The sequence below is a fragment of the Silicimonas algicola genome, from assembly GCF_003970735.1.
Lineage (GTDB): Bacteria > Pseudomonadota > Alphaproteobacteria > Rhodobacterales > Rhodobacteraceae > Silicimonas > Silicimonas algicola.
The window spans coordinates 911,241-934,153 of record NZ_CP034588.1 but is presented as its reverse complement, the minus strand read 5'-3'; the positions used below and the strand labels follow the sequence as shown (position 1 = coordinate 934,153).

Here is a 22,913-nt window from a genome sequence, read left to right as displayed (position 1 = left end):
CGATGGGATACGCGAGAGATGTCGTGGACAGCGTCCAGTATCTGGCAAACCGGTCACGGGACGCTTTCGAGGCCGGCTGGCGGCGCGAGACAGCGCAGCGTTCGCCCTACCAGGCGTGGAACGACCGGCACGAGGCGATCTTCGTCCACATACCGAAGGCGGCCGGGCAGTCGGTCAAGGCTGCCCTGGGTCTCGAGGACGATCCCAGGTTTGGCCATATCTCGGCGGAAGGGCTGCGTCACGCCGATCCCGACCGCTTTGCGCGCTACACGAGCTTCGCCGTCGTGCGCCATCCCGTCGACCGTCTGCGATCCGCGTTTCACTACCTGACGTCCACGACACCCTACGCCCACGACCGGGCCTGGGCCCGGCGGCATCTGTCCGGCATCCAAAGCTTCCCCGAGTTCGTGGAGCGGCTGAACAACCCGCTCTTCCGGGCCCGCGTCATGCCCTGGATCCACTTTCGGCCGCAGGCTCACTTCGTGACGGACACCGATGGCAGCCTCATCGTGGACCGAATCTTCCAGCTTGAGACCCTGGATACCTCGTTCGCCGAGTTCTGCCGGGAGATCGGTATCCATCGGCCCCTCGGCACGGCGAACGCCAGCAGGCCGCAGGGTCGGGACGGCGGCCTCGACGCGGACCAGAGAAAGATCGTGCAGGGCCTCTACCAGGAGGACTTCGACCTTCTGGGGTTCGCTCCGTGAGCGCCGTCATGAGCAAACGAGCCGTCACGTCCATTGCGCCGGGGCGCCGCTCGACATGACGTTCGAAAGCACCGTCTCTTCCGGCTCCGGCCCCCGCCACACGCGAGCGGGAGTAAGGAAGTACCTGACCAACGCGGGAGCGTTGATCCTCGAGCGCGCCGCATTCGCCGGCATAAACCTCGTCGTCGGCATGTTTGTCGCGCGCTATCTGGGGCCCGGGGACTTCGGGCTGTTCAACGTGCTGATTTCCGTCGTCACCATTTTGGCGGCGGTCGCGAAGCTGGGGCTCGACGGTATCCTCGTGCGCGAACTTCTTGTCCGCGCCGAAGACCGACGGCTCGACCTGAGCGTCGCGTTCTGGCTGATGGCGGCCAGCTCGGTCGTCTTCTCGTTCGGCCTGATCGCCGCGATGGTGATGTCGGGCGTGTCGCAGGATGTCGTGATCTACACCGCGCTCGCCTTGTCGCTCGTCGCGGTTCAGCCGTTCACCGTGATCGACATGGCCTTTCAGGCCGACGTCCGCGCGGGCATCCCGGCGGCCTCGCGCGTCGCCGTCATGCTGGTCGGGGCGGCGCTGAAAGTCCTTGCGGTCGTCTCGGGCGCCCCGCTCCTTGCCTTCTTCGTCATCCTCGCGGTCGAGCAGGTCATCCTCATCCTGTCTTACGTCCTGGCTGCCAGGATCTTCGGCGTCACGGGCTATGTCGCCAGCTTCTCGACAGCGCGGGCGCGGGAGCTGCTTTCATCGTCCTGGCCGATGCTGGTGAGCGCCATCGCGGTGTCGATCAACATACGGATCACGCAGATCCTGGTCGCCGGGCTGATGGATGCGAAGGCTGCGGGCGTCTTCGCCGCGGCCTCGCGCATCTACGAGGCGTGGATCTACATTCCCTACGTCTGCCTCCTGGCCGTCACGCTCGCCCTGGTCAACGCGCGACAGGGCAACCGCGACCTCTACCTCCGCCGCCTCGTGATCGTCACGCGCATCGTCCTCGGCCTTTCGCTTGCCGTGTTCGTGTTCTTCGCGGCCGTCGGACGACCCTTCATCGAGCTGACGTTCGGCGAGGCCTACGCGGCTTCCTACATGCCGCTGTCGATCCTGATGATGTCGACGATACCGGCCGCACTTGGAACCGTCACCGCGAAGTACTTCGTCTTCGAAGGGCGCGAGAGAGCCGTGGCATCGCGCACCATCCTCGCGGCCGCCCTGAACATCGCGCTCTGCGTGCTGCTGATTCCGCTTCTCGGCGAAACCGGCGCTGCGCTTAGCGTCCTCGGTTCGCTTCTTGCTGCGAACTACGGCTGGCTTTGGCTTCGTCGGGCGGATCGAGAGATACTCACCGCCACCCACGATGCGGCCTTCCCCTTTGTGAGAAAGCGGCGCGATGCCTGACGCTGCTTCAGCTTTCGCCGGACGCGACCGCGGCATCGACTGCGCACGCGGTCTCGCCATGATCCTCGTCGTTCTCGGGCACAATGCGGCCTTCGCGATCCTCGCGCCGGGTGTGGTGAGCCTTGTCTTCACCTTCCATGTGCCCGCGTTCTTCGTCATCAGCGGATGCCTGCTCCGGCCCGATCGCTTCGATGCCTGGCGCGCCGCGCGGCGCATACTCGTGCCGTTCCTCCTCGTCGGCATCGCGCTGGCCCTTGCGAAATCCTACCTGCGGGAAACGGACGCCTCGCTCGCATTGCTCGGGTTGTTGTGGGGAACGGGGGCTACCCTGCCATCCTCGCAACTCTGGTTTCTGCCGGCACTTCTGCTGACGCTTCTGGCATCAGTTCTCCTGCTCGATGTCGTGAAGCGATGGTCCGTCCCCCTGCCGCTGGCCCTGTTAGCGCTGCTGCCGATCGCGTGGCTTGCTCTGCAGCTTCCTGCGCCACCCCTCGAAGTTCTTCGACGACCGGGAGAGGCCTCGCCCCTTGGCTGGCCGGGCAACCTGGATCTCGTCCCGATGGCGTGCTTCTTCACCCTCTTCGGGTTTTTCGCGATGTCGAAGGGCCTGCTGCAGCGTTTGCCCGACTGGGGCGTCCTTCCGGCACTGGCGGTTGTCGTCCTGTGCTTCGCCCTGGGCGCCCGGACCGACCTGAACCTGCGCGTCGTCGAGGCTTTCCCACTGGCCGTCGCCGCCGGAATCGCGGGAAGCATCGCGGTCAGCCTGGCCGGCCGGTGGATCGCCAGACACGGGGCGTGGCCGGCGGCAGCGCTCGACGTCATCGGCCGTCATTCGATGGCGATCCTGGCCTTCCACGTCCTTGCCCAGAACACCGCCATCACCCTGGCCACCTGGCGCGGCGCGGGCGTGTCCGAGCTGGTGGTGGCCGCCGGACTGGGGCTCGCGATCGGTCTCGGCTTTCCGCTTCTTCTCGTCCGGGCGTTCGACGTCATCCAGCCCCGGGGCTTCTTCCTGACGGAGGCGCGGAAGTGCAACCCACGTTTCTAGGCCTCCTCGTCGCCGCTCTCGGTCTTGCCGTGCTGTTCCGGCGCGAAGAGGTCGTCGTGAAGACCGCGCTGCTGCTCACCCTCCTCGGATCGGGAGCCGTGGTGAACCCGCCGTCGCTCGGGGGCGCGTCCATCCTGGCCGCTCCGGCCTTTACCGGGTTCATCGCCTTGAGAAACCTGATGACAAAGGGCGGAGCCCTGCGCTTCCTTGCGGCCTTCCGCGTCGGAAGCCCCGGTTTCTGGCTCCTGCTCGCCATCCTCTACGGCGCCGTGGCGGCGTTTCTCATCGGCCCCTTCTTCCACGGCAAGATCGAAGTCTACCCTGTGTCCCGTCCCGCGCCGGAAGGCGAACCGACCTTCCTCTTTCCCTTCGAGCCCATGTCGGGAAACCTGACGCAGACGGTGTATTCCATCGGCCAACTGGTCCTCTACGGCAGCGTGACGGCCCTGATCGCCACGCGCCGCAGCCACCGTGCGGTGCTGGACGGCCTCGTCTTTCTCGGTGTCGCTCACGTCGCCATTTCGCTGATCGACCTTGCGACCTACTACAGCGGGACCGGCGTTCTTCTCGACTGGTTGCGGACCGCCACCTACACGAGCTGGACCGACAACGAGATTGCCGGCTTCAAGCGCATCAGCGGGCTTTTTCCCGAGACGTCGATGTATTCGATCTATGGGATGACCATCCTCGGCATGACGTTGAGGCTGGTGCTCGCCCGCTACCGGACGAGGATCACGCAGCCGGTCTTCTACATGACGCTCGTCCTTCTCATCCTTTCGACGTCCTCCACAGCCTACGCGGCCCTGACGGTGGCCTCGGCGCTGTTCCTTCTCGTGGCTCTCAAGGACGCCTGGCTGCTGGAGCGGTTCCGGACCATGCGGGTCATCCTCGTCTGCGGTCTGGCGCTGTTCCTTGTCGCCGCGACCCTGCTTCTGCTGGCGCCGGGTCTGGGGGACCAGGCGCGCGTCCTGATCGACGAGACGATCACCAACAAGATGAGCTCGACCTCGGGCGCCGAGAGGTCGAACCTGAACGCAGGCGCCTTCAAGACGTTCTTCGACACCCTGATGCTCGGCGCGGGGATCGGCAGCGTGCGGACGTCGAGCTTCGTCCTGACGCTTCTGTCGAACCTGGGGCTCTTCGGGACGGTATGCTTCTGTCTCTTCATCGCCAGCCTGTTCGGTCGGGACACGTCGGTCCGGGACTGTGATCCGGAGACCAGGGTTCTGGCCAACGCGGCGCGGTGGGGCGTCATCTCCGGCCTCATCGCGGCGTCAGCATCCTTCCACGTCTTCGATCTCGGACCGCTCTTCTACACGCTGGCCGCGCTTTCGCATCCCCGGTTGCTGGTGGCGGTCTCGCTGCCTCCCACTCATGCCGCCAGACAGTTTGCCCGGCGGGGCTCCTCCCCGACCGGCACCTTCGCGCGCGGCGCCTGAACAGGACATTTCATGGTTTCCATCCAGATTTCTCATCCGCTCATGGTCAACGCCAGGGTTCTAGGCGTGCCCTCGAACGGACAGAAGCGGGTCGCCGAAGAGATCTCGCGGCGTCTCGCGGGGGTCGAACTTGTGCAGCCGGGGGAGGCGTCATCCTCGGGGCCGAAGGGGCATCTCTGGGAGCAGACGGTGCTGCCGCGCAAGGCGCGGCGGCAGAACCTGTGGAGCCCCTCGACCACCGGACCTATCTATCACCCGAGCCATGTCGTGACCGTTCACGACATCGCCTTCGTCGACGAGCCCGCATGGTTCTCGCGCTCGTTCGCCGTCGTCTACGATCAGGTCGTCTCGCGCTTGGTCCGAAATGCGCGCCACATCGTCACCGTGTCGGACTTCACCCGCGAGCGGCTGATCGAGCACTACGGCGCGCGACCCGATCTGGTGACCCGGATCTACTCCGGCACCTCCGTCGCCTTCCGGCGCACCCAACCGGAAAGCACGCGCGAAACACTCGAACGGTTGGGAATTCCGGACGCCCCATACCTTGTCGCCTTCCTCGGCAACGATCCCCGGAAGAACCTCGCCCGCATCGTGGAGGCCTGGCGCATCGTCTCGGACCGTCACCCGGAGGCCCGGCTGGTGACTTTCGGACGCACATCGAACGCTCGCGTCTTCAAGGCGGCCGAGATCGGGGAGCCTCCGGCATCGATCCTGCACGTCGGACCTGTCAGCGACGACGACCTCGCCTGCCTTTACACCGGCTCCCGAGGCCTCGTCTTTCCGTCGCTCTACGAGGGCTTCGGCCTTCCCGTGGTCGAGGCCGCCGCCTGCGGCGCGCGCGTCCTGACGTCTGCCGTCTCCGCCCTGCCCGAGGTCAGCCCCGCCGACACGCTTCTCGTCGACCCGAACAGCGTTGCCCATATCGCAGACGCGATGGTGGACCTCCTCGGCGGCTCGGACGCTCCGGACGCCATCGCCGCCCGCATCGCATCGTCTCGCCGCTTCGACTGGGACACGACGGCGTCGCTTTATGCCGATCTCTTCGGAAGGGTTTTCGCATGACGGTCACGCGCCCTTCCCTTGGCATAGACCTGATGATTGAAAGCACCGGCGGTGGGTCGGTGCGCCATGTCATGGACCTGTTCGACGCTCTCCTCGCCCGGGGCCACGACGTGCGTCTCATCGCCTCGCTCGCACGAAGCGAGCCGCAATTCCTCGACTGGCTGGCGCGGGTGCCACCGGGACGATTCATCCGTATCGACATGCGACGCGAGCCGCACCCGTCCGACCTCCGGGTTGCCATGCGGCTGCGCTCGCTGCTCGGGCCGAACACGAGGGACCGGATCCTCCATGCCCATTCGAGCAAGGCCGGCCTCATCGCGCAGACCCTGCGTCGCCGTTATCGCGCCACGCTGTTCACCCCCCACGCCTTCCGCGGCATGGATCGGTCGCTTTCCCGAACAAAGGGCCGGGTCATGCGGTGCGTGGACCACTGGTTGGGGCGTCCGCACGACCGGATCATCGCCGTCTCACCCGAGGAACTGGACTATGCCCGCGACATCGGCCTTGCCAAGGATCGGTTGCGCTATGTTCCGAACGGGATTGACCTTGACGCCATTGCAGGAACCGCAGGACAGCCGCGACCGCGGGGCGATGGCCGTCTGAGAGTCGGCTTCGTGGGACGTCTTGTGCATCAGAAGAACCCGATGGCCTTCATCGAAGCCTTCGCATTGGCCCGCCTCCAGCGCGACGACATCCAGGCGGTAGTCATCGGAGCGGGTCCTCTTGAGGCCGACCTGAAGAGCTACATCGCCGCTCACGGCCTCGAGGACAGTGTCAGTCTCCTCGGCCAGGTGAACTTCGTGGAGCACATGCGCGACATGGATTTGCAGGTCCACACCAGCCGGTATGAGTCCCTGCCCTATGTCCTTCTGGAGGCCTGCGCCGTCGGAATGCCAATCGTCGCTGTCCGAAACGCCGGAACCGAGACGGTCTTCGGGCGGGACGCCGATCTCGTCGAGGATTGTACGGACGCGAAGGCCATTGCCACCTCCCTCCTCCACCTGATGTCGAGCAAGGATCGCATGTGTGCATCCGGCCAGCGCTCCCGTTCTGCGGGCAGTCGTTTCTCGATTGGCACGATGGTCGACGAGATCGAGACGCTTTATCGGGAGGCCGGCCTCGGCCACGGCGACCACGGGCTGCCGATGCCTCTTCGAGACCTCGCGCGGATATAGAACTTGCTTTCATTCGGCGATGTTTCTTCATGCTGCACTTGCACAATGCGCGCCGCACTCCATATACCATCCAAGTGGATGGAGAATAGAATGCCGAAGATACACCCGCTGCGGCCTCCCGAGACTGAGAAGATCACGATCAACCTCGGACATGTCGACCTTGGACGCATCGATCTTCTGGTGAGCGAGGGGTTCTATTCGAACCGCACGGATTTTATCCGGACAGCCATCCGCAACCAGATCACGACCGAGCAGGATCAGGTGACGTCTTCGATGAAGCGGCACACGTTGGAGCTTGGCCTGGTCGACCTGACCAGGGCGCAACTGGAGGCGGCGCGGTCCAAGGGCGAACTCCTGGATATCCGGGTCGTGGGTTTGGCGCGGATCGCGTCGGACGTCTCGACCGACCTCGCGCTGGCGACGATCGGATCCATTCACGTTCTCGGCGCCCTTCAGGCGTCGAGGGAACTCAAGGCGGCCCTCAAGGACCGAATGACCTGAGGCCACGGCCTCCTTTCAAGGATTAGAACGATGAACGACCAATTCGCGACGGCCATGGGCCGGGCGCTCGAGCAGACGCGCGCCGGAAACCCCTCCGAGGCGACACGTATCCTTCAGACGGCGCTTTCGGGCGACGGACCCAAACGGCCGCGCCGGCCCCTCGGTGAAGTCATATCCTCTCTGGTCAAGGCGCGGCCCAAGCATCGGGGCGGGTCGGTTCGCCCGGACGTTCCGGATGGCGCGGTCTACGAGACGGGACGGCACGAGAGCCGCTTCGGAGCGCGCGACTACCGTGTCTTCGTGCCAACGCCTCGGGCGGAACCGCCGCAGGGCCTTGTCCTGATGCTGCACGGCTGCACGCAGGATGCCGACGACTTCGCCACGGGCACGCGCATGAACCTTCATGCCGAGCGCGAGAACCTGGTCGTGGTCTATCCCGAGCAGACCCGGCAGGCCAACCAGATGGGTTGCTGGAACTGGTTCCGTCCCGAGGACCAGGCGCGGGACCAGGGCGAACCGGCGCTGCTGGCGGACCTTGCCGGCAGCCTCGCCGCGCAGCATGGCGTTCCGCAGGGCCGGACCTATGTCGCGGGTCTCTCGGCGGGGGCGGCTATGGCGGCGATCCTTGGCGGGACGCACCCCGAGGTCTTCGCTGCGGTCGGCGTGCATTCGGGGCTGGCGCCCGGGTCCGCCAGCGACCTGCCAAGCGCGCTTGCGGCGATGCGAGGCGGACGCGGCGGGACGCGGCGCGCGACACCGCCCGTGCGCAGCATCGTCTTCCACGGAACGGCGGATGCGACGGTCGCACCCGGCAATGCGGACGCGGTCATCGCCGCGTCGCTCGGCGAGGAAACGACGGTGGAGATCGCGTCGCAGGTGCCGGGTGCAACCGTTGCCCTGCACCGCGACACGGCGGGGCGCACGCTGGCCGAGGACTGGCGGCTTTCGGGCATAGGCCACGCCTGGTCGGGCGGTTCGCCTGCGGGAAGCTACACCCACCCCGAGGGACCTGACGCCTCGGCGGAAATGGTGCGCTTCTTCCTCGCCGTGTCGGCGGAAACGACGGCCTGACCACAGCGCCCCTTGGCTCTGCCGGCTTCCTCGCAGATCATCCGGCGGAGCCCACCGACCGATACACTCAAACAGAGACGAGACACCCATGCAGATCGAAGACCGCCTGACGTCCGCAATTGAAATCTGTGCGGAGGCCGGACGACTTGCGCTCGACAAGTTCCGCGACCGGCCATCGCTCGTGGTCGAGGCGAAGGGCAGGCAGGACTGGGTCAGCGAGGCTGACCGTGGCGTCGAGGCGCTGATCCGAGAACGTCTGGCGGACGCCTGGCCGGACGACGCAGTGGTGGGCGAGGAATATGCGGCGTCCGAAGGGCGATCCGGGTTCACCTGGGTCATCGACCCAATCGACGGCACGACGAACTTCGTGCAGGAGATCCCCGCCTGGTGCGTCGTCCTTGCCTGCGTTCAGGGGCCCGAGATCGTTGCGGGGGTCATCCACGACCCCGTGCATGGCGAGACCTTCGCCGCGCGCGCGGGCGGCGGGGCCTTCCTCAACGGACGCCCGATGTCCGTCGCAACGGATACGGCGCTCGACAGCGGGACGGTCGGCGTGGGCTATTCCAACCGTGTCGACGCGGCGAAGACGGTGCCGCTGATCGAGACTCTGATCGGCACGGGCGCCATGTTCCATCGCAACGCCTCGGGCGCGCTGTCGCTTGCCTACGTCGCGTCGGGTCGCCTGCTGGGATATGTCGAGCAGCACATGAATGCCTGGGATTGCCTCGCTGGCCAGCTTTTGATCCGAGAGGCGCGTGGCCGCGTCGAGGACCAGGACGCACAGGCGATGATCGAGGACGGGGGCCGCGTCATCGCGTCGGGCCCTCTCGCCTTCGACGCACTCCGCGACATGGCTATCGAGGCCTGGGCCGACTGATCTCAGGCGATGGGCTGCCACCCGGTCGGGTCGGCAAGGTCGGGAAGCGTCGCGGTCCAGTAGTGCCCCTGCCCCGGCTGGTCGTGGCGACGGTCGATGGGAAGGCCGGCGAGAAGGCAGCGCAAGAGCGTTCCGACCGCGCCGTGCGAAACGATCACGAGATCGCCCCCCTCGTGGTCCTGTACGATGCGGCTGAGGGCGGCGATGACGCGCGCCTGCGCGGCTCGGGCGGTTTCCCAGCCCCGAAAGCTCTCGGAAGGCGCCGCGAAGAAGCGATCCGCCGCCGCCTCGAAGTCGGCAGGCGGAAGGTATCCGGTCGAGCTGCGGTCGTTCTCGCCGAGGTCCGCGATCACCTGCACGGGACACCGGCGGTGTTCGCCGATGATGGCTGCGGTTTCCAGCGCTTTGGTCTCACCGCTGGACCAAAGGGCCGTCATATCGTCCAGCGTGCTGCTGCGCGCGAAGATGTCCGCGCGGCGCCTGCCTGTCTCGCTGAGGGCCCACCCGGTGATCGCCGTGAGCGGATCGACCGTCACCTGCGGATGGGTGACGAAGATCAGCCGCGCCCTCACGCTTCGGCAGGCAGCAACACGGGTCCCCTGCGGGTGAAGGACATGCGCACCTCGCGGCCGACCGGCAACGGATCGTCCACCTCGTCCTGCACCGCGAAGACCTGCCCGAAGGCACCTTCGAGCGTGTACTCCATCCGGACGCCGACGTAGGTCGCCTTGGCCACGGTCGCGGGGACGCCCTCCCCTTGTCCCATGATGATGCGCGACGGTCGAACGGCCAGAGTTGCGGGACCGGGGGGAAGGCCGCGTGACGGGAAGCGGTCGCGAAAGCCTTCTATCTCGATCGTCGCCATGTCGCCCTCGACCGAGACGATGGTGCAGGGAACGAGGTTCGCCTCGCCGATGAAGTCGGCGACGAAGTGGTCGGTCGGGGCGTCGTAAAGCTCGCGCGGGCTGCCCTTCTGCGCGATGGAGGCGTTGCGCATCACGACGATCTCGTCGGACACCGCCAGCGCCTCCTCCTGGTCGTGGGTGACGTAGACGACGGTCAGGCCGAGGTTCTTCTGGATGGCGCGGATATCCTCGCGGACCTGCCGACGCAGCTTGGCGTCAAGGTTCGACAGCGGCTCGTCGAAGAGGAGAACCTGGGGTTCCAGCACCAGCGCGCGGGCCACGGCGACGCGCTGCTGCTGCCCGCCCGACAGCTCGGAGGGCAGGCGCGCGTCGAAGCCCTTCAAGCCGACGAGGTCGAGCCCGTGATGCGCCCTGTCGCGCGCCTCGGCCTTGCCGAAGCCCGAGAAGGTCAGACCGTACATGACGTTCTGAAGGACGGTCATGTGCGGGAAAAGCGCGTAGGACTGGAACACCATCGACACGTCGCGGTCGGTCGCGGGCAGACGCGTCACGTCCCGGTCACCGATGAGGATGCGGCCCGTCGTCGCCATCTCGAGCCCTGCGATCATGCGAAGCGTCGTCGTCTTGCCGCAGCCCGAGGGGCCGAGGAGGGTGACGAGCTTTCCTGCCTCGACGTTCAGGTCGATGTTGTCGACCGCCACGACGGTCTTGCCGAAGACCTTCGAGACGCCTTCGAAGCGGACCGGGGCGGCCTTCGCGCCGAGCGTGAGATCGGTCATGTCGTCGTCTCCGTTCCGTGCTGCGTGCGCCGTCCGATCTGGACACGTCCGACGAGAAGCTGAAGCAGCCCCACCGCCGCCAGCATCACGAAGATCAGCGCCGTCGAATAGGCGATGGCGAGGCCGTAGTCGTTGTTCTCGACGCGGCCGATGATGTAGCTCGTCGCCATGTCGTACTCGGCCGAGACGAGGAAGATCACTGCCGAGATCGCCGTCATCGCGCGCACGAAGCTGTAGACGAGGGCTGCGAGGATTGCGGGTCTGAGAAGAGGCAGGATCACGCGGCGGAAGGTCTGCCAGGAATTGGCGCCGAGCGTCAGCGAGGATTCGTCGAGGCTTCGGTCGAGCTGGCTCATCGAGGCGATGCCGGCGCGGACGCCCACGGGCATGTTCCGGAAGATGAAGCTGACGACGAGGATGATGCCCGTGCCCGTAATCTCGATGGGGGGCACGTTGAAGGCGAGGATGTAGCTCACGCCGATGACCGTGCCGGGGATGGCGAAGGACAGCATCGTGCCGAACTCGAAGGCGTTCTTGCCCGCGAAGCTCTGCCGCGTCAGCAGATAGGCGGTGACGAGACCAACCGCCGCGGTCAGGGGGGCCGCGACGGCGGCGATGATGATCGTCGTCCAGAAGCTGTCCCAGGCGGCGCCCGTCCAGCGGATGCCGTCCTCGCCCATCTGGACCCTGAAGGCCGTGACGTAGTGCTTGAGCGTCAGCGAGTTGTTGACGCCCCAGAGTTCGACCACGCTGCCATAGACGATCATCACGTAGACCACGATCGTGAACAGGGCCCAGGTCAGCGCCGTGACCAGGACGGGAATGGCGAGACCCTTCGGCATCAGGGGATGGACCCCCGCGTCGCCCTTGCCGGTGACGGTGGTGTAGCTTTTCTTCCCCAGCCACATGCGCTGCGCGTAGAAGGCCGAGAGCGTGAAGAACAGAAGCACCATCGCCAGCACCGCCGCGCGTCCCTGGTCGTATTGCGCACCCACGATGGCGAAGAAGATCTCGGTGGACAGCACGTCGAAGTTGCCGCCGAGGACGAGCGGGTTGCCGAAGTCGGCCATGCTTTCGATGAAGCCGAGGAGGAACGCGTTGGCGAGGCCAGGGCGCATGAGCGGCAGCGACACGGTGCGGAAGGTCTGCCAGCGGTTCGCCCGCAGCGTCTGGGCCGCCTCCTCCATCGAGGGCGACACGCCCTCGACCACGCCGATCAGGACGAGGAAGGCAATGGGCGTGAAGGCCAGGACCTGGGCGATGAAGATCCCGGTGAAGCCGTAGAGCCAACGCGTCGGTCGTATTCCCAGAAGGTCGGCAAAGAAGACCGTCACCGACCCGGACAGGCCGAAAAGCAGGATCAGTGCCAGGCCGATGACGAAGGGCGGCGTGATGATCGGAAGCACCGTCAGCGCCCTCAGCGCTCGCTTGTAGCGGAAGCCCGAGCGGGTCACGACGAGTGCGAAGGCAAGGCCCAGGATCGTGGTCGCGAACCCCACGGCGATGGCGAGAAAGAGCGAATTCCAGGCGGCGCCGCAGCGCGCGCCGGACAGGCAGCCCAGCCCCCACAGCCGGTCGTTCAGGAACTTCGACAGGAAGACCTGCGAGGAATAGCCCCCTTCCTCGGTCACGAAGGCCGCGAAAAGCATCTTCGCGATGGGGAAGAACACGAAAGCCGTGACGATGGCGATGACGAAGCCGATGGCGCCCACGACGAAGACGTCGCCGTTCACCGCGCCTCGCGCCGCGATGCCTTGCGTGAACAGGAACAGGAAGGCCGAGGCGGTGATCATCGCGCCGTAGCCCATGCCGAATTGCCGGTCGTCAAGCTCTCCGAACATCGCCGTGAGCCAGTCGAAGGTGAAGCCGCGAAGGCCAATTCCGAAGCCCTGCGCGACGAGCCAGGCCAGGCCGAAGGCGCCCGCGACGATCAGGAGGGCGCCATGCATCGGGTCCGACTTGGGGCGGCCCAGCGCGAAGAGCGGCAGGATCAGCGGCGGGATGAGCGGGGCGAGCCACAGCTTCTGCCCCATCCCCAGAAGAACGGCTGCCGGCGCATGGTCGTCGTCGAAAGGCCAGCCGTCGACGAGCCACTCGAACGTCCAGAAATCCTCCACCCCGTACCAGGGGAGGAGGCAGAAGCCGATCCATCCGGCGATGATCCAGAAGATCAGAACCGGATGGGCGGTGTTCTGGGTTGTGACGACGCGCACCTCTTATTGCGGCAGCGTCGAGACCTCTTCGTCCCACTTCTGGAGAAGGCGCTTCCGCTCGTCGGAGGAACCGTACTTCGTGAAGTCGTAGTCGATCAGCTTGATCGACGACAGATCGGGCGCCTTGTCCGAGGTCTGCGCGCCCTTGTTCGAGGGCACCTGGAAGGCGTCGACCTCAAGCGCCAGGTTCTGCGCCTCGGCCGAGAGCGCCCAGTCGTAGAACTGCTTGGCCTCGTCCATGTTGCGCGCCCCCTTGATGATCGACATCGATCCGATCTCGTAGCCGGTGCCCTCGCAGGGCGCGACCACGGTGATGGGGAAACCCGCTTCGACCTGCGCCACGGCGTCGTGCATGAAGACGATGCCGACGGTGGTCTCGCCCAGTCCCGCCGCCTTGATCGGCGCCGACCCGGACTTGGTGTACTGGTTGATGTTGGCGTGGAGGTCCTTCATGTACTGAAAGCCCTCCTCCTCGCCGAACATCTGCACCATCGTGGCGAGCGTCGTATAGGCGGTCCCCGACGAGTTGGGGTTCGCCATCTGGATGTGGCCCTTGTACTCGGGTTTCAGCAGGTCCTTCCAGCAGGCCGGCTCGGGCAGGTTGTTCGCCGCCAGAAGGTCGTTGTTGTAGCCGTAGCCAAGCGCACCAGAATAGATGCCGATGGTCTGGTTGCCGGCGCTTTCGGCCTGGGCGATGGACCAGTCGTGGAGCTGCTCGCGCATCGGCGAGACGTATTCTTCGGTCAGCCCCTCCTCGGCGGCCTGAAGGTGCGGGTCGCCCGTGCCGCCCCACCAGACGTCTCCCTTGGGATTGGCCTCTTCGGCCTTGACCTGGGCGAAGGTCTCTCCCGACGACTTGCGCGTCATGTCGACGTCGATGCCGGTCGCTTCCTCGAAGCTGCGGGCCATGATCTGGCACCACTCTTCCTGCGCCGAGCAGTACAGCGTCAGGGCCTGCGACGCCCCGGCAGAAGCCGCGAGCGCGACAAGCGATCCCGCCAGAGCTGTTGTCACTTTCTTCATTGTCTTTCCTCCCTTGATGGTTCGGCCGGTTTCCCCGGCTCGGTCGTATGGTCGCGTCAGGACGCCTTGAGCAATTTCCTGATCGCGGGATCCTTCTTCGGCTTGTCGCGGAGGCGATCCAGCAGCTCTCCGAGATCCTTCTCGTCCACCAGCTTCGCCGCTTTCTTGGGCGAGAACCAGCGGCGTCTGCGTTGGCGCCGCTCCTTCCAGTCGCGTTTCAGCTTCTCGACGATCATCGGGTAGACCGTCACGCGGCAGGGCACCGCCTGCCCGCCGGGCAGGCGCTTGTGATAGTCGTAGGTTCCGATGGGTTCGCTGCCGATCGAGCCGATCGCGCCCGCCTCTTCCAGCGCCTCGATTTCGGCCGCGCGCCAGGGCTTCTTGCCGTCCATCGGCCATCCCTTCGGCATGACCCAGCGCCCACTGTCGCGCGAGGTGACCATGAGAACGCGGACCCGCCCCGACCTGTCCCACATGATGGGCAGCGCCGCGATCTGGCTGGCGGTGTCGGTCGCGTCGGTCATGCCGTGCCGTCCGCCGTGGCTGGCCGCGCAAGGCGCGAGTCGAGGAGGTCGCCGGCCTGCTCGGCGATGGGATAGGCGACATAGGTGATGGCCGAATTGACCTGCTTGAGCACCCGCAGCGTCTCCTGGTGGATGTTCGTCGTCTCGACGCTGAGCCGTCCGCCTCCGCCAAGTCGGGCGAGGTGACGTTCCTGGAGGCGGCGTTCCTCGGCGCGGATGTCGTCTTTCTCGGAGACGAGTTGGCGCGCGGCCTCGGCGTCGCCCGTCGTCAGAACGCTGAGAGCGAGTTGCGCATTGGTGACGATCCGGTCGTGGAAGCTTTCGACGTCCGACATCCCCTGCTCGGAGAACGACAGCCCGCCGTCGCGAAGCTTGCGGGCGAGGCCCACGAGATCGACGGCGATGCGGTCGGCGGCGTCCTCGAGGTTGTTGGCGGTCGACACGATCTGGACGGCGTCGAGCGATTGGTCCTCGGTCAGCTCGTTCTGCTGGAGACGCGCGACATAGAGTTTGGTGTCATAGTGCATCCGGTCGACCTCGGTCTCGTGCCGCTCGATCAGGGCCGCGGCGTCTGCGTTCCACTCGCGGAACAGCGGGATGACCTGGGTCAGCATCAGTTGAACCGTCTCGCCCATCCTCAGAAGCTCGCGCTGCCCGCAGGAAAGGGCGAGCCGCGGCCGTTCGAGAACAGCGGGATCAAGAGCGCTGGCGATGGGAAGGTCCGCCGCAAGCGGCGGTGCCAGCCTGTCCGCCGACCAAGCGATGAACCGGGTCAACGGCAGCGCGATGACGAGAACGGCGAGGTTGACGGCGATGTGCGCCGCGATGGCCTGATCGGCGGCGGTCCGGCCGAGGATCGAGGTCGCGGGATCGACTAGAAGGAGAGCGGCGAGGATCGGAAGCGTCACGGCGAGCTTGGCGATGAGGTTGCCGACCGCCATGTTGCGCGCCGCCGCCGGCGCGCGCCAGAGAAGAACGGCGGGCACCGCCGCCCCGCCCACGTTTGCGCCCAGGACCAGGGCAAGTGCCACGGGCGCGCCAAGAAGGCCCACGGACGCGAATGAGGCAAAGGTCAGGACGGCTGCCAAGCTGGAATGCATCGCCCAGGCCAGCAGAGCCCCGATCACGAAGGCGCTCGTACGGTCCGTCGCAAGGTAGCCGACGATGGACTGCACGATGTCGCTGGCGCCGATGGGCTCGGCCGCCGCGCGGATCATGCCGAGGCTCAACAAGGTGAGCGAAAGCCCCGTCAGGATGCGCCCGACCTGTTTCGTCCGACGGCTTCGCGCCTTCAGGAACAGGACGACACCGGCCAGCATGACGAAGGGAACGACGTCCGCGACCGGCAGGAACAGCACGCGCGCCAGAAGGGCAGACCCCACATCGGCGCCAAAGGCTATGGCCAGGGCGCCGGACGCCGACAGGTGGCCCGCCGCCGCGAAACCTGCACCGATCAGGATGACGGCGGTCGAGCTTTGCATGACCATCGCCGCGCCACCGCCGGCGGCCGCCGCAGAAAGAGGATTGCGGCCGAAGGTCTTCAGCGAGCGGCGCAATTCGGGCAGGAAAGCGCGTTCGATCCCGGTCCGGATCAGCCTGATGGACCACAACAGCAGCGCAACAGCGGCCGCGAGGTGCACGGCCAGCGTCAGCACGTCCGGTTGATCGCGTCACATCTCATGTCGATCCTTCCTTTCCAAGGATTTCACCACCCGGCTGTGGGGTATGCAACAGAATTTGTTGCCATGTTGCGGAGATTCCCACACAACTACGTGCAAGGAGCATCCCGAGACCGATGAAGTCGAATGTAGTGCAAGAAAAGAAGCACGCCGCGCAGCACGGCAAGCTGAAGAAGTCCGAGCGGCGTCGGCAGATCCTGCTCGAGCTCAAGCTTCAGCCGCACGTCAGGATCAGCGCGCTGGCCGAACGGTTCGGCGTCTCGACCGAGACGGTGCGCCGGGATTTCGATTTGCTCAGCAAGGACGGCCTCATCTCGCGCGCTCATGGCGGCGCCTCGACGCCGACGCGGGGTCACTATCCAAGCCTCGACGAGCGCGCCCATGCGCGCATCGCCGAGCGCGAGCGGATCGGCTCGCGCGCCGCGAGGCTGGTGAACGAGGGCGAGACCGTGATGATCGACTCGGGCTCGACGACGATCGAGCTGGCGCGCGCGCTGGCCTATCTCGGCACGCCGTGCAGCGTCATCACTAATTCGATTCCCGTGGCCATGACGCTCGGACAGGGAGCGGCCGAGGTGATCCTCTGCCCGGGGGAATATCTGCCCGCCGAGTCGGCCGTCGTCGGTACCGAGACGCTCGAGTTCCTGGAACGCTTCCACGTCGACATCTGCCTGATCGGATCGAGCGGGCTGTCGGCCGAAGGCCCGTCCGAGACGGTGCGGGGCTTTGCGGCGGTCAAGCGCAAGATGATCTCGCGCGCCGCGCGGTCGGTCCTGCTGACCGACAGCGCCAAGTTCGGCCGCACCGGCGTCGTGCGCGTGACGAGCCTGAGCGACCTCACCACCATCGTCGTGGACCGGCGGCCCGGCGGCGATCTTCTGAAGGCCGTCGAGGCCTCGGAGGTGGACATCATCGTCGCCGACTAGTTGATTGAGACCATCGCGGCCGCAAGAGCCGCATCCAAAGGGAGGACACCATGAAACTCGACCTCAAGACCCTTGCCGGCGCCTCCGCGCTGGCGCTGGCCGCCCTCGCGGGGACGGCCTCGGCGCAGGATTGCCCGCGCGGCGATCTCGACGCGCGCTTCTGCGACGCGGATGGCGACCTGATCGCCGACGTTCCCACCGATGAGAGCCAACTCCTCGATCCCGACACACTGATCTTCGCCTATACGCCGGTCGAAGATCCGGCCGTCTACAAGACCGCCTGGTCGGATTTCCTGGACCACATGAAGGAAGTGACCGGCAAGGACATCGTCTTCTTCCCGGTCCAGAACAACGCCGCGCAGATCGAGGCGATGCGGTCTGGCCGGTTGCACATCTCGGGGTTCAACACCGGGTCGAACCCTCTTGCCGTGAACTGCGCGGGCTTCCGGCCTTTCACGATCATGGCCTCGAAGGACGGCCACTTCGGCTACGAGATGGAGATCATCACCCATCCCGATTCCGGCATCAGCACGGTCGAGGACATCAAGGGCAAGCAGCTCGCCTTCTCGTCCGAGACGTCGAACTCGGGCTTCAAGGCTCCGTCGGCAATCTTGAAGGGCGAATACGACCTGATCGCCGGTCGCGATTTCGAGCCGGTGTTCTCGGGCAAGCACGACAACACCGTGCTGGGCGTTGCAAACAAGGACTACGACGCGGGCGCCATCGCCAATTCCGTCATGCAGCGGATGATCGAACGTGACGTGATCCAGCCCGAGCAGGTCGTGTCGATCTACAAGTCGCAGACCTTCCCGACGACCGGCTTCGGCACGGTCTACAACCTCAAGCCCGAGCTTCAGGACAAGATCAAGGAAGCCTTCTTCTCGTTCGACTGGGAGGGCTCGTCGCTTCAGGAGGAATTCTCGAAGTCCGGCGAAGAGCAGTTCATCGAGATGAACTACAAGGACTTCTGGGACGTGATCCGCAAGATCGACGCCGAGAACGGCGTCAGCTACGCCTGCGAGTGATCGCACCATCCGGGCGGGCCGCAAGGTCCGCCCGACGACCTGGACGGGAGCGGCGATGCTGCGGCTGAAGAATCTCACCAAGACCTACAAGACCGGCGACAAGGCCCTGACCAACATCGGCCTCGAGGTGCCGTCCGGACAGGTGCTGGCGCTGATCGGGCCGTCTGGCGCGGGCAAGTCGACGCTGATCCGCTGCATCAACCGGCTGGTCGAACCGACCGGGGGCGAGGTGTGGCTGGACGATCTCGAGCTGACGAAGCTCGGGTCCGCCGGTCTGCGCAAGGCACGCCGGTCGATGGGCATGATCTTCCAGGAATATGCCCTCGTCGAGCGGCTGACCGTGATGGAAAACGTGCTGTCCGGCCGGCTCGGCTATGTCGGCTTCTGGCGCAGCTTCCTCAGGCGCTATCCGCAGTCGGACGTGGACGAGGCGTTCCGTCTTCTCGACCGGGTGGGCCTTCTCCATATGGCCGACAAGCGTGCGGACGAACTGTCGGGCGGCCAGCGCCAGAGGGTCGGCATCTGTCGCGCGCTGATCCAGAACCCGAAGCTTCTTCTGGTGGACGAGCCGACCGCGTCGCTCGACCCCAAGACCTCACGCCAGATCATGCGGCTGATCACCGAGCTTTGTCGCGAGCGTGGGCTGGCCGCGATCATCAACATCCACGACGTCGCGCTGGCGCAGATGTTCGTGCCCCGCGTCGTCGGCCTGAGGTCGGGCGAGATCGTCTACGACGGCCCGCCGACAGGCCTGTCGCCCGACAAGCTGACCGAGATCTACGGCGAGGAGGATTGGGAGGCCACAATCGAGGCGGCCGAGGACGACGACGAGATCGAGGCCGCCGAATGAGGCCGGACGAAGAACGGCGGGAGCTCGACGACATCCTGGGCACCGCCTGGCGGAAGCCGCATTTCGTTCGCCGGCCGCTCTTGCGCTGGGGTCTGATCGCCGGCTTCGTGGCCTACCTGATCGCCGCCTTCCTGACAATCGATGTCGACTGGAACCGGGTCTACGAGGGCCTCGACCGGGGGCTTCAGTTCATCCTGTCCTTCACGCGTCCCGACTTCGTCACCCGCGCCTCGGACATCTGGGGCGGGCTGGTGGAGAGCATCGTCATTACCGTGTCCGCTTCGGTCGTGGGCATCCTGATCTCGATCCCCATCGGACTTGGCGCCGCACGCAACATCGCGCCCCTGCCCGTCTACATGATCTGCCGCGGCATCGTCGCGGTCAGCCGGGCGCTGCAGGAGATCATCGTGGCAATCCTTCTTGTCGCGATCTTCGGCTTCGGTCCGCTCGCCGGCTTCCTGACCCTGTCCTTCGCGACTATCGGCTTCCTGTCGAAGCTGCTGGCCGAGGACATCGAGGCGATGGACCGCACGCAGGCCGAGGCGATCCGGGCGTCCGGCGCGCGCTGGCTTCAGTGGATCAACTACGGGGTCCAGCCTCAGGTCATGCCGCGCCTCGTGGGCCTGTCGATCTATCGCGTCGACATCAACTTCCGTGAAAGCGCGATTCTTGGTCTCGTCGGCGCGGGCGGCATCGGGGCGACGCTCAATACGGCCTTCGACCGCTACGAGTACGACACCGCCGCGGCGATCCTGCTGCTCATCATCGGGATCGTCATGGCGCTCGAATACATCTCCGGCGTGGTCCGGGCGAGGGTGCAATAGGATGCCGGTCCGCGAGCACGAGGGCGTCGCGATCTGGCGCCGCCGCACCGCCGGAGAGGCGCTGGTCCGCTGGTTCGGCTGGCTGGTCGGCCTCGCCATCTTCCTGTTCTGCTGGAAGCAGATCTCGGACGCGACGACGTGGTTCTTCGTCTGGGACGCGCCCACCATCGCGGGCGACATCTGGTCCCGTGCGACCCCGCCGCGGTGGGAATACATCAGCCGGCTCTGGTGGCCGATTTGGGATACACTGAACATCGCCACGCTCGGCACGCTGATCGCGCTGTTTCTGGCGGTGCCGGTTGCCTTCATGGCGGCGCGAAACACCACGCCCTCGCGCTGGCTGATCCGTCCCATTGCTCTTTTCATCATCGTGTCGACGCGCTCCATCAACTCGCTGATCTGGGCGCTTCTCCTCATCGCGATCATCGGACCCGGCGTCTTTGCGGGAGTCATCTCCATCGCCATCCGCTCGATCGGCTTCTGCGCCAAGCTTCTGTACGAGGCCATCGAGGAGATCGACCACGCCCAGGTCGAGGCGATTACCGCGACAGGCGCGTCCCGGTGGCAGGTGATGGCCTACGGGATCGTGCCGCAAGTCATGCCGGCCTTCGCCGGGATCGCCGTCTTCCGCTGGGACATCAACATCCGCGAGTCCACCGTTCTGGGCCTTGTCGGGGCGGGCGGCATCGGCCTTCAGCTCCAGGCCTCGCTCAACGTGCTGGCCTGGCCTCAGGTCAGCCTGATCCTGCTCGTCATCCTCGCAGCGGTCGTCATCAGCGAATGGGTCTCCGCCAAGGTACGCGGGGCGATCATTTGAGCGCGATGACCTTCGCGGAGGCGTTTGCCGCCTACGAAGCCGTCCGCGCAAGGCTGCCGTTGCCGGTACCCGCCATTTGCGCGCCACGGCTGTCGCAAAACCTCGGGGACCTGGCGCAGGAGTACGACGCCTTCCTCCTGGATGCCTTCGGCGTGCTCAATATCGGCGAGACGGCGATTCCCGGCGTCGCCGAGCGCATCGCCGACCTGCGGGCCCTCGGAAAGCGTGTGCTGGTCGTGTCGAACGCGGCCGGATTTCCGCACGACCGACTTGTCGAGAAATATGCGCGTCTCGGGTACGACTTCGACACGGACGACATCGTGACCAGCCGCAAGGCGCTCGCCCGGCAGGTGGACGGAGGCGATGGCCGCACCTGGGGCCTGATGATCAGCGACGGGGTCGAAGCCGCGGAATTCGAGAGCCTGCCGCATGTCCGACTTGGGGACGAGCCTTCGGCCTACGAGGCCGCGGACGGCATCCTGATGATCGGAAGCGCCACCTGGACCGAGGCACGGCAGGCGCTGCTCGAAGCCGCGCTGACAAAGCGCCAAAGGCCGGTCTACGTCGGCAACCCCGACATCGTCGCCCCGCGCGAAATAGGCTTCTCGACCGAGCCCGGACAGTTCGCGCATCGCCTCGCAGACCGCACCGGGGTCGCTCCGATCTTCTGCGGCAAGCCGTTCCCCATGATCTTCGACCTGGCCTTCGAGCGTCTGCCTGATATCGGACGCGACCGGATCCTGATGGTGGGCGACAGCCTCCACACCGATATCCTGGGCGCGCAGGCCGCAGGCATCGCGTCGGCCCTCGTGACCGGACATGGATTCTTCGCCGGACAGGACATCGCGGCAGCCATCGACCGGTCGGGCATCTGTCCCGATCACCTGATCGAGGCGCCTTGAGGCAGCCCTAACGTCTCGACCTCTCGGCGATCGCCCCGGCGGCGGCCGCCGCCGACGACCATGCCCACTGGAAGTTGTAGCCGCCAAGCCAACCGGTCACGTCGACCGCCTCGCCTATGGCATAGAGGCCAGGCACGTTCCGCGCCTCCATGGTGCTGGAAGACAACGCCTCGGTCGAAATGCCTCCCGCCGTAACCTCGGCCTTGGCGTAACCCTCGGTCCCGGTGGGATGGAACGTCAACGCTGTCAGACCCTCCGACACGCGCGCCAGTTCGGCGTCTGAGGTGTTGCCGAGCTCCTGCGCCAGTCCGATGCGATCCGAAAGGACCTCGGCCAGGCGTTTGGGCAAAAGCTCGGACAGCGCCGCCTTCAGATGCGCGCGCGGCATCTTGCGGCGCGCCTCCCGCAGGGCGTCGAGCGCGCCCGGAGCGACGTTCAGGACGACGGCATCGCCCGGCGACCAGTAGGACGAGACTTGAAGGATGGCCGGTCCCGACAGCCCGCGATGCGTGAAAAGCGCTGCTTCCGCAAAGGTCGTGCCGCCGACGCGCGCGGTGACGGGGCAGGACACGCCCGAGATGTCGCGGAATGCGCGGTCGCCCTCGCCAAGCGTCAGGGGCACCAGAGCAGGGCGCGGGGTCACCACGTCCAGGCCGAAGCGTCGCGCGATGTCGTAGGCGATGCCGGTCGCGCCCATCTTGGGGATCGACGGGCCTCCCGTCGCGATGACAAGCTGCGGTGCGGTCTTGCCTGCAACGCCAAACAGGCCGTCGGCATGGCCGATCTCTCCTATTTCCGTCGAGAGGCGTATCTCGACGCCACCCTTTGCGCATTCGTCGAGCAGCATCGCCACGATCTGCCGAGCCGACCCATCGCAAAAAAGCTGTCCCAGCGTCTTTTCGTGCCAGCTAATCCGGTGCGCTTCGACAAGGGCGAGAAAGTCCCACTGGGTATAACGGCTGAGAGCGGATTTCGCGAAATGCGGGTTCTCGGAGAGAAAGCAGTCGGGCTCGGTCCCGGTGTTGGTGAAGTTGCACCGCCCTCCGCCCGAGATCAGGATTTTCTTGCCGGGCTTGTCCGCGTGATCCAGCACGAGAACGCGCCCCCCCGCCTGTCCGGCAAGCGCCGCCGCGAGAAGCCCCGCGCCGCCCGCGCCGAGGATGATCGCATCGTAGTCCATACCCTGCGCCCCGTTCCGGCGGACGGGTGCCCGCC

22 protein-coding genes are annotated in these 22,913 nt (G+C 66.1%); 15 read left to right on the top strand and 7 right to left on the bottom strand.

What is annotated here, in order from left to right:
* Positions 1 to 2: 2 nt before the first annotated feature.
* The 9 genes from EF888_RS04730 (at position 3) to EF888_RS04690 (ending at position 9,270) form a co-directional block, all read left to right on the top strand.
* Complete coding sequence (locus tag EF888_RS04730; protein ID WP_109757688.1) at positions 3 to 707, top strand: sulfotransferase family 2 domain-containing protein; 705 nt, start codon at positions 3 to 5, stop codon at positions 705 to 707.
* A gap of 55 nt (positions 708 to 762) precedes the next feature.
* Positions 763 to 2,097, top strand: a complete 1,335-nt coding sequence (locus EF888_RS04725) for a flippase (RefSeq protein WP_109757687.1) — start codon at positions 763 to 765, stop codon at positions 2,095 to 2,097.
* Complete coding sequence (locus tag EF888_RS04720; RefSeq protein ID WP_109757686.1) at positions 2,090 to 3,145, top strand: acyltransferase family protein; 1,056 nt, start codon at positions 2,090 to 2,092, stop codon at positions 3,143 to 3,145. The genes EF888_RS04725 and EF888_RS04720 overlap by 8 nt, the downstream gene beginning before the upstream one ends.
* A complete protein-coding gene (locus EF888_RS04715; RefSeq protein WP_109757685.1) occupies positions 3,127 to 4,584 on the top strand; it encodes an O-antigen ligase family protein in 1,458 nt (485 codons plus the stop codon). The genes EF888_RS04720 and EF888_RS04715 overlap by 19 nt, the downstream gene beginning before the upstream one ends.
* 12 nt (positions 4,585 to 4,596) lie before the next feature.
* Positions 4,597 to 5,646 (top strand): glycosyltransferase family 4 protein, encoded by a 1,050-nt coding sequence (locus EF888_RS04710; protein ID WP_109757684.1) that lies wholly within the window; start codon positions 4,597 to 4,599, stop codon positions 5,644 to 5,646.
* Positions 5,643 to 6,821, top strand: coding sequence for a glycosyltransferase family 4 protein (locus EF888_RS04705; protein WP_109757683.1), 1,179 nt, complete (start codon positions 5,643 to 5,645; stop codon positions 6,819 to 6,821). Before EF888_RS04710 ends, EF888_RS04705 begins: the two co-directional genes overlap by 4 nt.
* 90 nt (positions 6,822 to 6,911) lie before the next feature.
* Positions 6,912 to 7,322, top strand: coding sequence for a CopG family transcriptional regulator (locus EF888_RS04700; protein WP_109757682.1), 411 nt, complete (start codon positions 6,912 to 6,914; stop codon positions 7,320 to 7,322).
* Between the two features lie 30 nt (positions 7,323 to 7,352).
* Positions 7,353 to 8,393, top strand: coding sequence for an extracellular catalytic domain type 1 short-chain-length polyhydroxyalkanoate depolymerase (locus EF888_RS04695; protein WP_109757681.1), 1,041 nt, complete (start codon positions 7,353 to 7,355; stop codon positions 8,391 to 8,393).
* A gap of 88 nt (positions 8,394 to 8,481) precedes the next feature.
* A complete protein-coding gene (locus EF888_RS04690; protein WP_109757680.1) occupies positions 8,482 to 9,270 on the top strand; it encodes an inositol monophosphatase family protein in 789 nt (262 codons plus the stop codon).
* Between the two features lie 2 nt (positions 9,271 to 9,272).
* Here EF888_RS04690 and EF888_RS04685 read toward each other — a convergent pair whose 3' ends face one another.
* The 6 genes from EF888_RS04685 to EF888_RS04660 are packed head-to-tail and all read right to left on the bottom strand — an operon-like array spanning position 9,273 to position 16,330.
* On the bottom strand, positions 9,273 to 9,842 hold the full coding sequence (locus EF888_RS04685) for a histidine phosphatase family protein (protein WP_109757679.1): 570 nt from the start codon (positions 9,840 to 9,842) through the stop codon (positions 9,273 to 9,275).
* Positions 9,839 to 10,915 (bottom strand): ABC transporter ATP-binding protein, encoded by a 1,077-nt coding sequence (locus EF888_RS04680; RefSeq protein ID WP_109757678.1) that lies wholly within the window; start codon positions 10,913 to 10,915, stop codon positions 9,839 to 9,841. Before EF888_RS04680 ends, EF888_RS04685 begins: the two co-directional genes overlap by 4 nt.
* A complete protein-coding gene (locus EF888_RS04675) occupies positions 10,912 to 13,128 on the bottom strand; it encodes an ABC transporter permease (RefSeq protein ID WP_109757677.1) in 2,217 nt (738 codons plus the stop codon). The genes EF888_RS04680 and EF888_RS04675 overlap by 4 nt, the downstream gene beginning before the upstream one ends.
* Before the next feature lie 3 nt (positions 13,129 to 13,131).
* Entirely contained in the window at positions 13,132 to 14,151 is a 1,020-nt protein-coding gene (locus EF888_RS04670) for an ABC transporter substrate-binding protein (RefSeq protein WP_109757676.1), read from the bottom strand.
* Positions 14,152 to 14,207: 56 nt separating this feature from the next.
* Positions 14,208 to 14,675, bottom strand: a complete 468-nt coding sequence (locus tag EF888_RS04665; protein ID WP_109757675.1) for an NUDIX hydrolase — start codon at positions 14,673 to 14,675, stop codon at positions 14,208 to 14,210.
* Positions 14,672 to 16,330: a Na/Pi cotransporter family protein gene (locus EF888_RS04660; RefSeq protein ID WP_109757674.1), complete on the bottom strand. Its 1,659-nt coding sequence runs from the start codon at positions 16,328 to 16,330 to the stop codon at positions 14,672 to 14,674. Before EF888_RS04660 ends, EF888_RS04665 begins: the two co-directional genes overlap by 4 nt.
* 140 nt (positions 16,331 to 16,470) lie before the next feature.
* Between EF888_RS04660 and EF888_RS04655 the strand changes: the two genes are divergently transcribed.
* From EF888_RS04655 to EF888_RS04630, 6 genes are read left to right on the top strand one after another with little or no spacing between them, the layout of a single operon-like run.
* Entirely contained in the window at positions 16,471 to 17,280 is an 810-nt protein-coding gene (locus EF888_RS04655; RefSeq protein WP_109757673.1) for a DeoR/GlpR family DNA-binding transcription regulator, read from the top strand.
* A 50-nt stretch (positions 17,281 to 17,330) separates the two neighbouring features.
* A complete protein-coding gene (gene phnD / locus EF888_RS04650) occupies positions 17,331 to 18,305 on the top strand; it encodes a phosphate/phosphite/phosphonate ABC transporter substrate-binding protein (protein ID WP_109757672.1) in 975 nt (324 codons plus the stop codon).
* Positions 18,306 to 18,360: 55 nt separating this feature from the next.
* Positions 18,361 to 19,155 carry a phosphonate ABC transporter ATP-binding protein gene (gene phnC, locus EF888_RS04645; RefSeq protein WP_109757671.1) on the top strand — a complete coding sequence of 265 codons (795 nt, stop codon included), beginning with the start codon at positions 18,361 to 18,363 and terminating at the stop codon, positions 19,153 to 19,155.
* On the top strand, positions 19,152 to 19,979 hold the full coding sequence (phnE, locus tag EF888_RS04640; RefSeq protein WP_109757670.1) for a phosphonate ABC transporter, permease protein PhnE: 828 nt from the start codon (positions 19,152 to 19,154) through the stop codon (positions 19,977 to 19,979). Before phnC ends, phnE (EF888_RS04640) begins: the two co-directional genes overlap by 4 nt.
* A 1-nt stretch (position 19,980) precedes the next feature.
* Complete coding sequence (phnE, locus tag EF888_RS04635; RefSeq protein ID WP_109757669.1) at positions 19,981 to 20,796, top strand: phosphonate ABC transporter, permease protein PhnE; 816 nt, start codon at positions 19,981 to 19,983, stop codon at positions 20,794 to 20,796.
* 5 nt (positions 20,797 to 20,801) lie between these two features.
* Positions 20,802 to 21,698 carry a TIGR01459 family HAD-type hydrolase gene (locus EF888_RS04630; protein WP_241239799.1) on the top strand — a complete coding sequence of 299 codons (897 nt, stop codon included), beginning with the start codon at positions 20,802 to 20,804 and terminating at the stop codon, positions 21,696 to 21,698.
* Positions 21,699 to 21,705: 7 nt separating this feature from the next.
* Here the strand turns inward: EF888_RS04630 and EF888_RS04625 are convergent, their stop codons facing one another.
* A complete protein-coding gene (locus EF888_RS04625) occupies positions 21,706 to 22,878 on the bottom strand; it encodes a BaiN/RdsA family NAD(P)/FAD-dependent oxidoreductase (RefSeq protein WP_109757667.1) in 1,173 nt (390 codons plus the stop codon).
* Positions 22,879 to 22,913: the final 35 nt, after the last annotated feature.

What these genes read in the sequence shown, in the direction of transcription:
- EF888_RS04700 (WP_109757682.1), top strand. Translation starts at nt 6,912, where the DNA reads ATGCCGAAGATACACCCGCTGCGGCCTCCCGAGACTGAGAAGATCACG.
- EF888_RS04625 (WP_109757667.1), bottom strand. Translation starts at nt 22,878, where the DNA reads ATGGACTACGATGCGATCATCCTCGGCGCGGGCGGCGCGGGGCTTCTC.
- EF888_RS04680 (WP_109757678.1), bottom strand. Translation starts at nt 10,915, where the DNA reads ATGACCGATCTCACGCTCGGCGCGAAGGCCGCCCCGGTCCGCTTCGAA.
- EF888_RS04695 (WP_109757681.1), top strand. Translation starts at nt 7,353, where the DNA reads ATGAACGACCAATTCGCGACGGCCATGGGCCGGGCGCTCGAGCAGACG.
- EF888_RS04630 (WP_241239799.1), top strand. Translation starts at nt 20,802, where the DNA reads ATGACCTTCGCGGAGGCGTTTGCCGCCTACGAAGCCGTCCGCGCAAGG.
- phnC (WP_109757671.1), top strand. Translation starts at nt 18,361, where the DNA reads ATGCTGCGGCTGAAGAATCTCACCAAGACCTACAAGACCGGCGACAAG.
- EF888_RS04670 (WP_109757676.1), bottom strand. Translation starts at nt 14,151, where the DNA reads ATGAAGAAAGTGACAACAGCTCTGGCGGGATCGCTTGTCGCGCTCGCG.
- EF888_RS04655 (WP_109757673.1), top strand. Translation starts at nt 16,471, where the DNA reads ATGAAGTCGAATGTAGTGCAAGAAAAGAAGCACGCCGCGCAGCACGGC.
- EF888_RS04710 (WP_109757684.1), top strand. Translation starts at nt 4,597, where the DNA reads ATGGTTTCCATCCAGATTTCTCATCCGCTCATGGTCAACGCCAGGGTT.
- phnD (WP_109757672.1), top strand. Translation starts at nt 17,331, where the DNA reads ATGAAACTCGACCTCAAGACCCTTGCCGGCGCCTCCGCGCTGGCGCTG.
- EF888_RS04665 (WP_109757675.1), bottom strand. Translation starts at nt 14,675, where the DNA reads ATGACCGACGCGACCGACACCGCCAGCCAGATCGCGGCGCTGCCCATC.
- EF888_RS04725 (WP_109757687.1), top strand. Translation starts at nt 763, where the DNA reads ATGACGTTCGAAAGCACCGTCTCTTCCGGCTCCGGCCCCCGCCACACG.
- EF888_RS04730 (WP_109757688.1), top strand. Translation starts at nt 3, where the DNA reads ATGGGATACGCGAGAGATGTCGTGGACAGCGTCCAGTATCTGGCAAAC.
- phnE (WP_109757669.1), top strand. Translation starts at nt 19,981, where the DNA reads ATGCCGGTCCGCGAGCACGAGGGCGTCGCGATCTGGCGCCGCCGCACC.
- EF888_RS04705 (WP_109757683.1), top strand. Translation starts at nt 5,643, where the DNA reads ATGACGGTCACGCGCCCTTCCCTTGGCATAGACCTGATGATTGAAAGC.
- EF888_RS04690 (WP_109757680.1), top strand. Translation starts at nt 8,482, where the DNA reads ATGCAGATCGAAGACCGCCTGACGTCCGCAATTGAAATCTGTGCGGAG.
- phnE (WP_109757670.1), top strand. Translation starts at nt 19,152, where the DNA reads ATGAGGCCGGACGAAGAACGGCGGGAGCTCGACGACATCCTGGGCACC.
- EF888_RS04720 (WP_109757686.1), top strand. Translation starts at nt 2,090, where the DNA reads ATGCCTGACGCTGCTTCAGCTTTCGCCGGACGCGACCGCGGCATCGAC.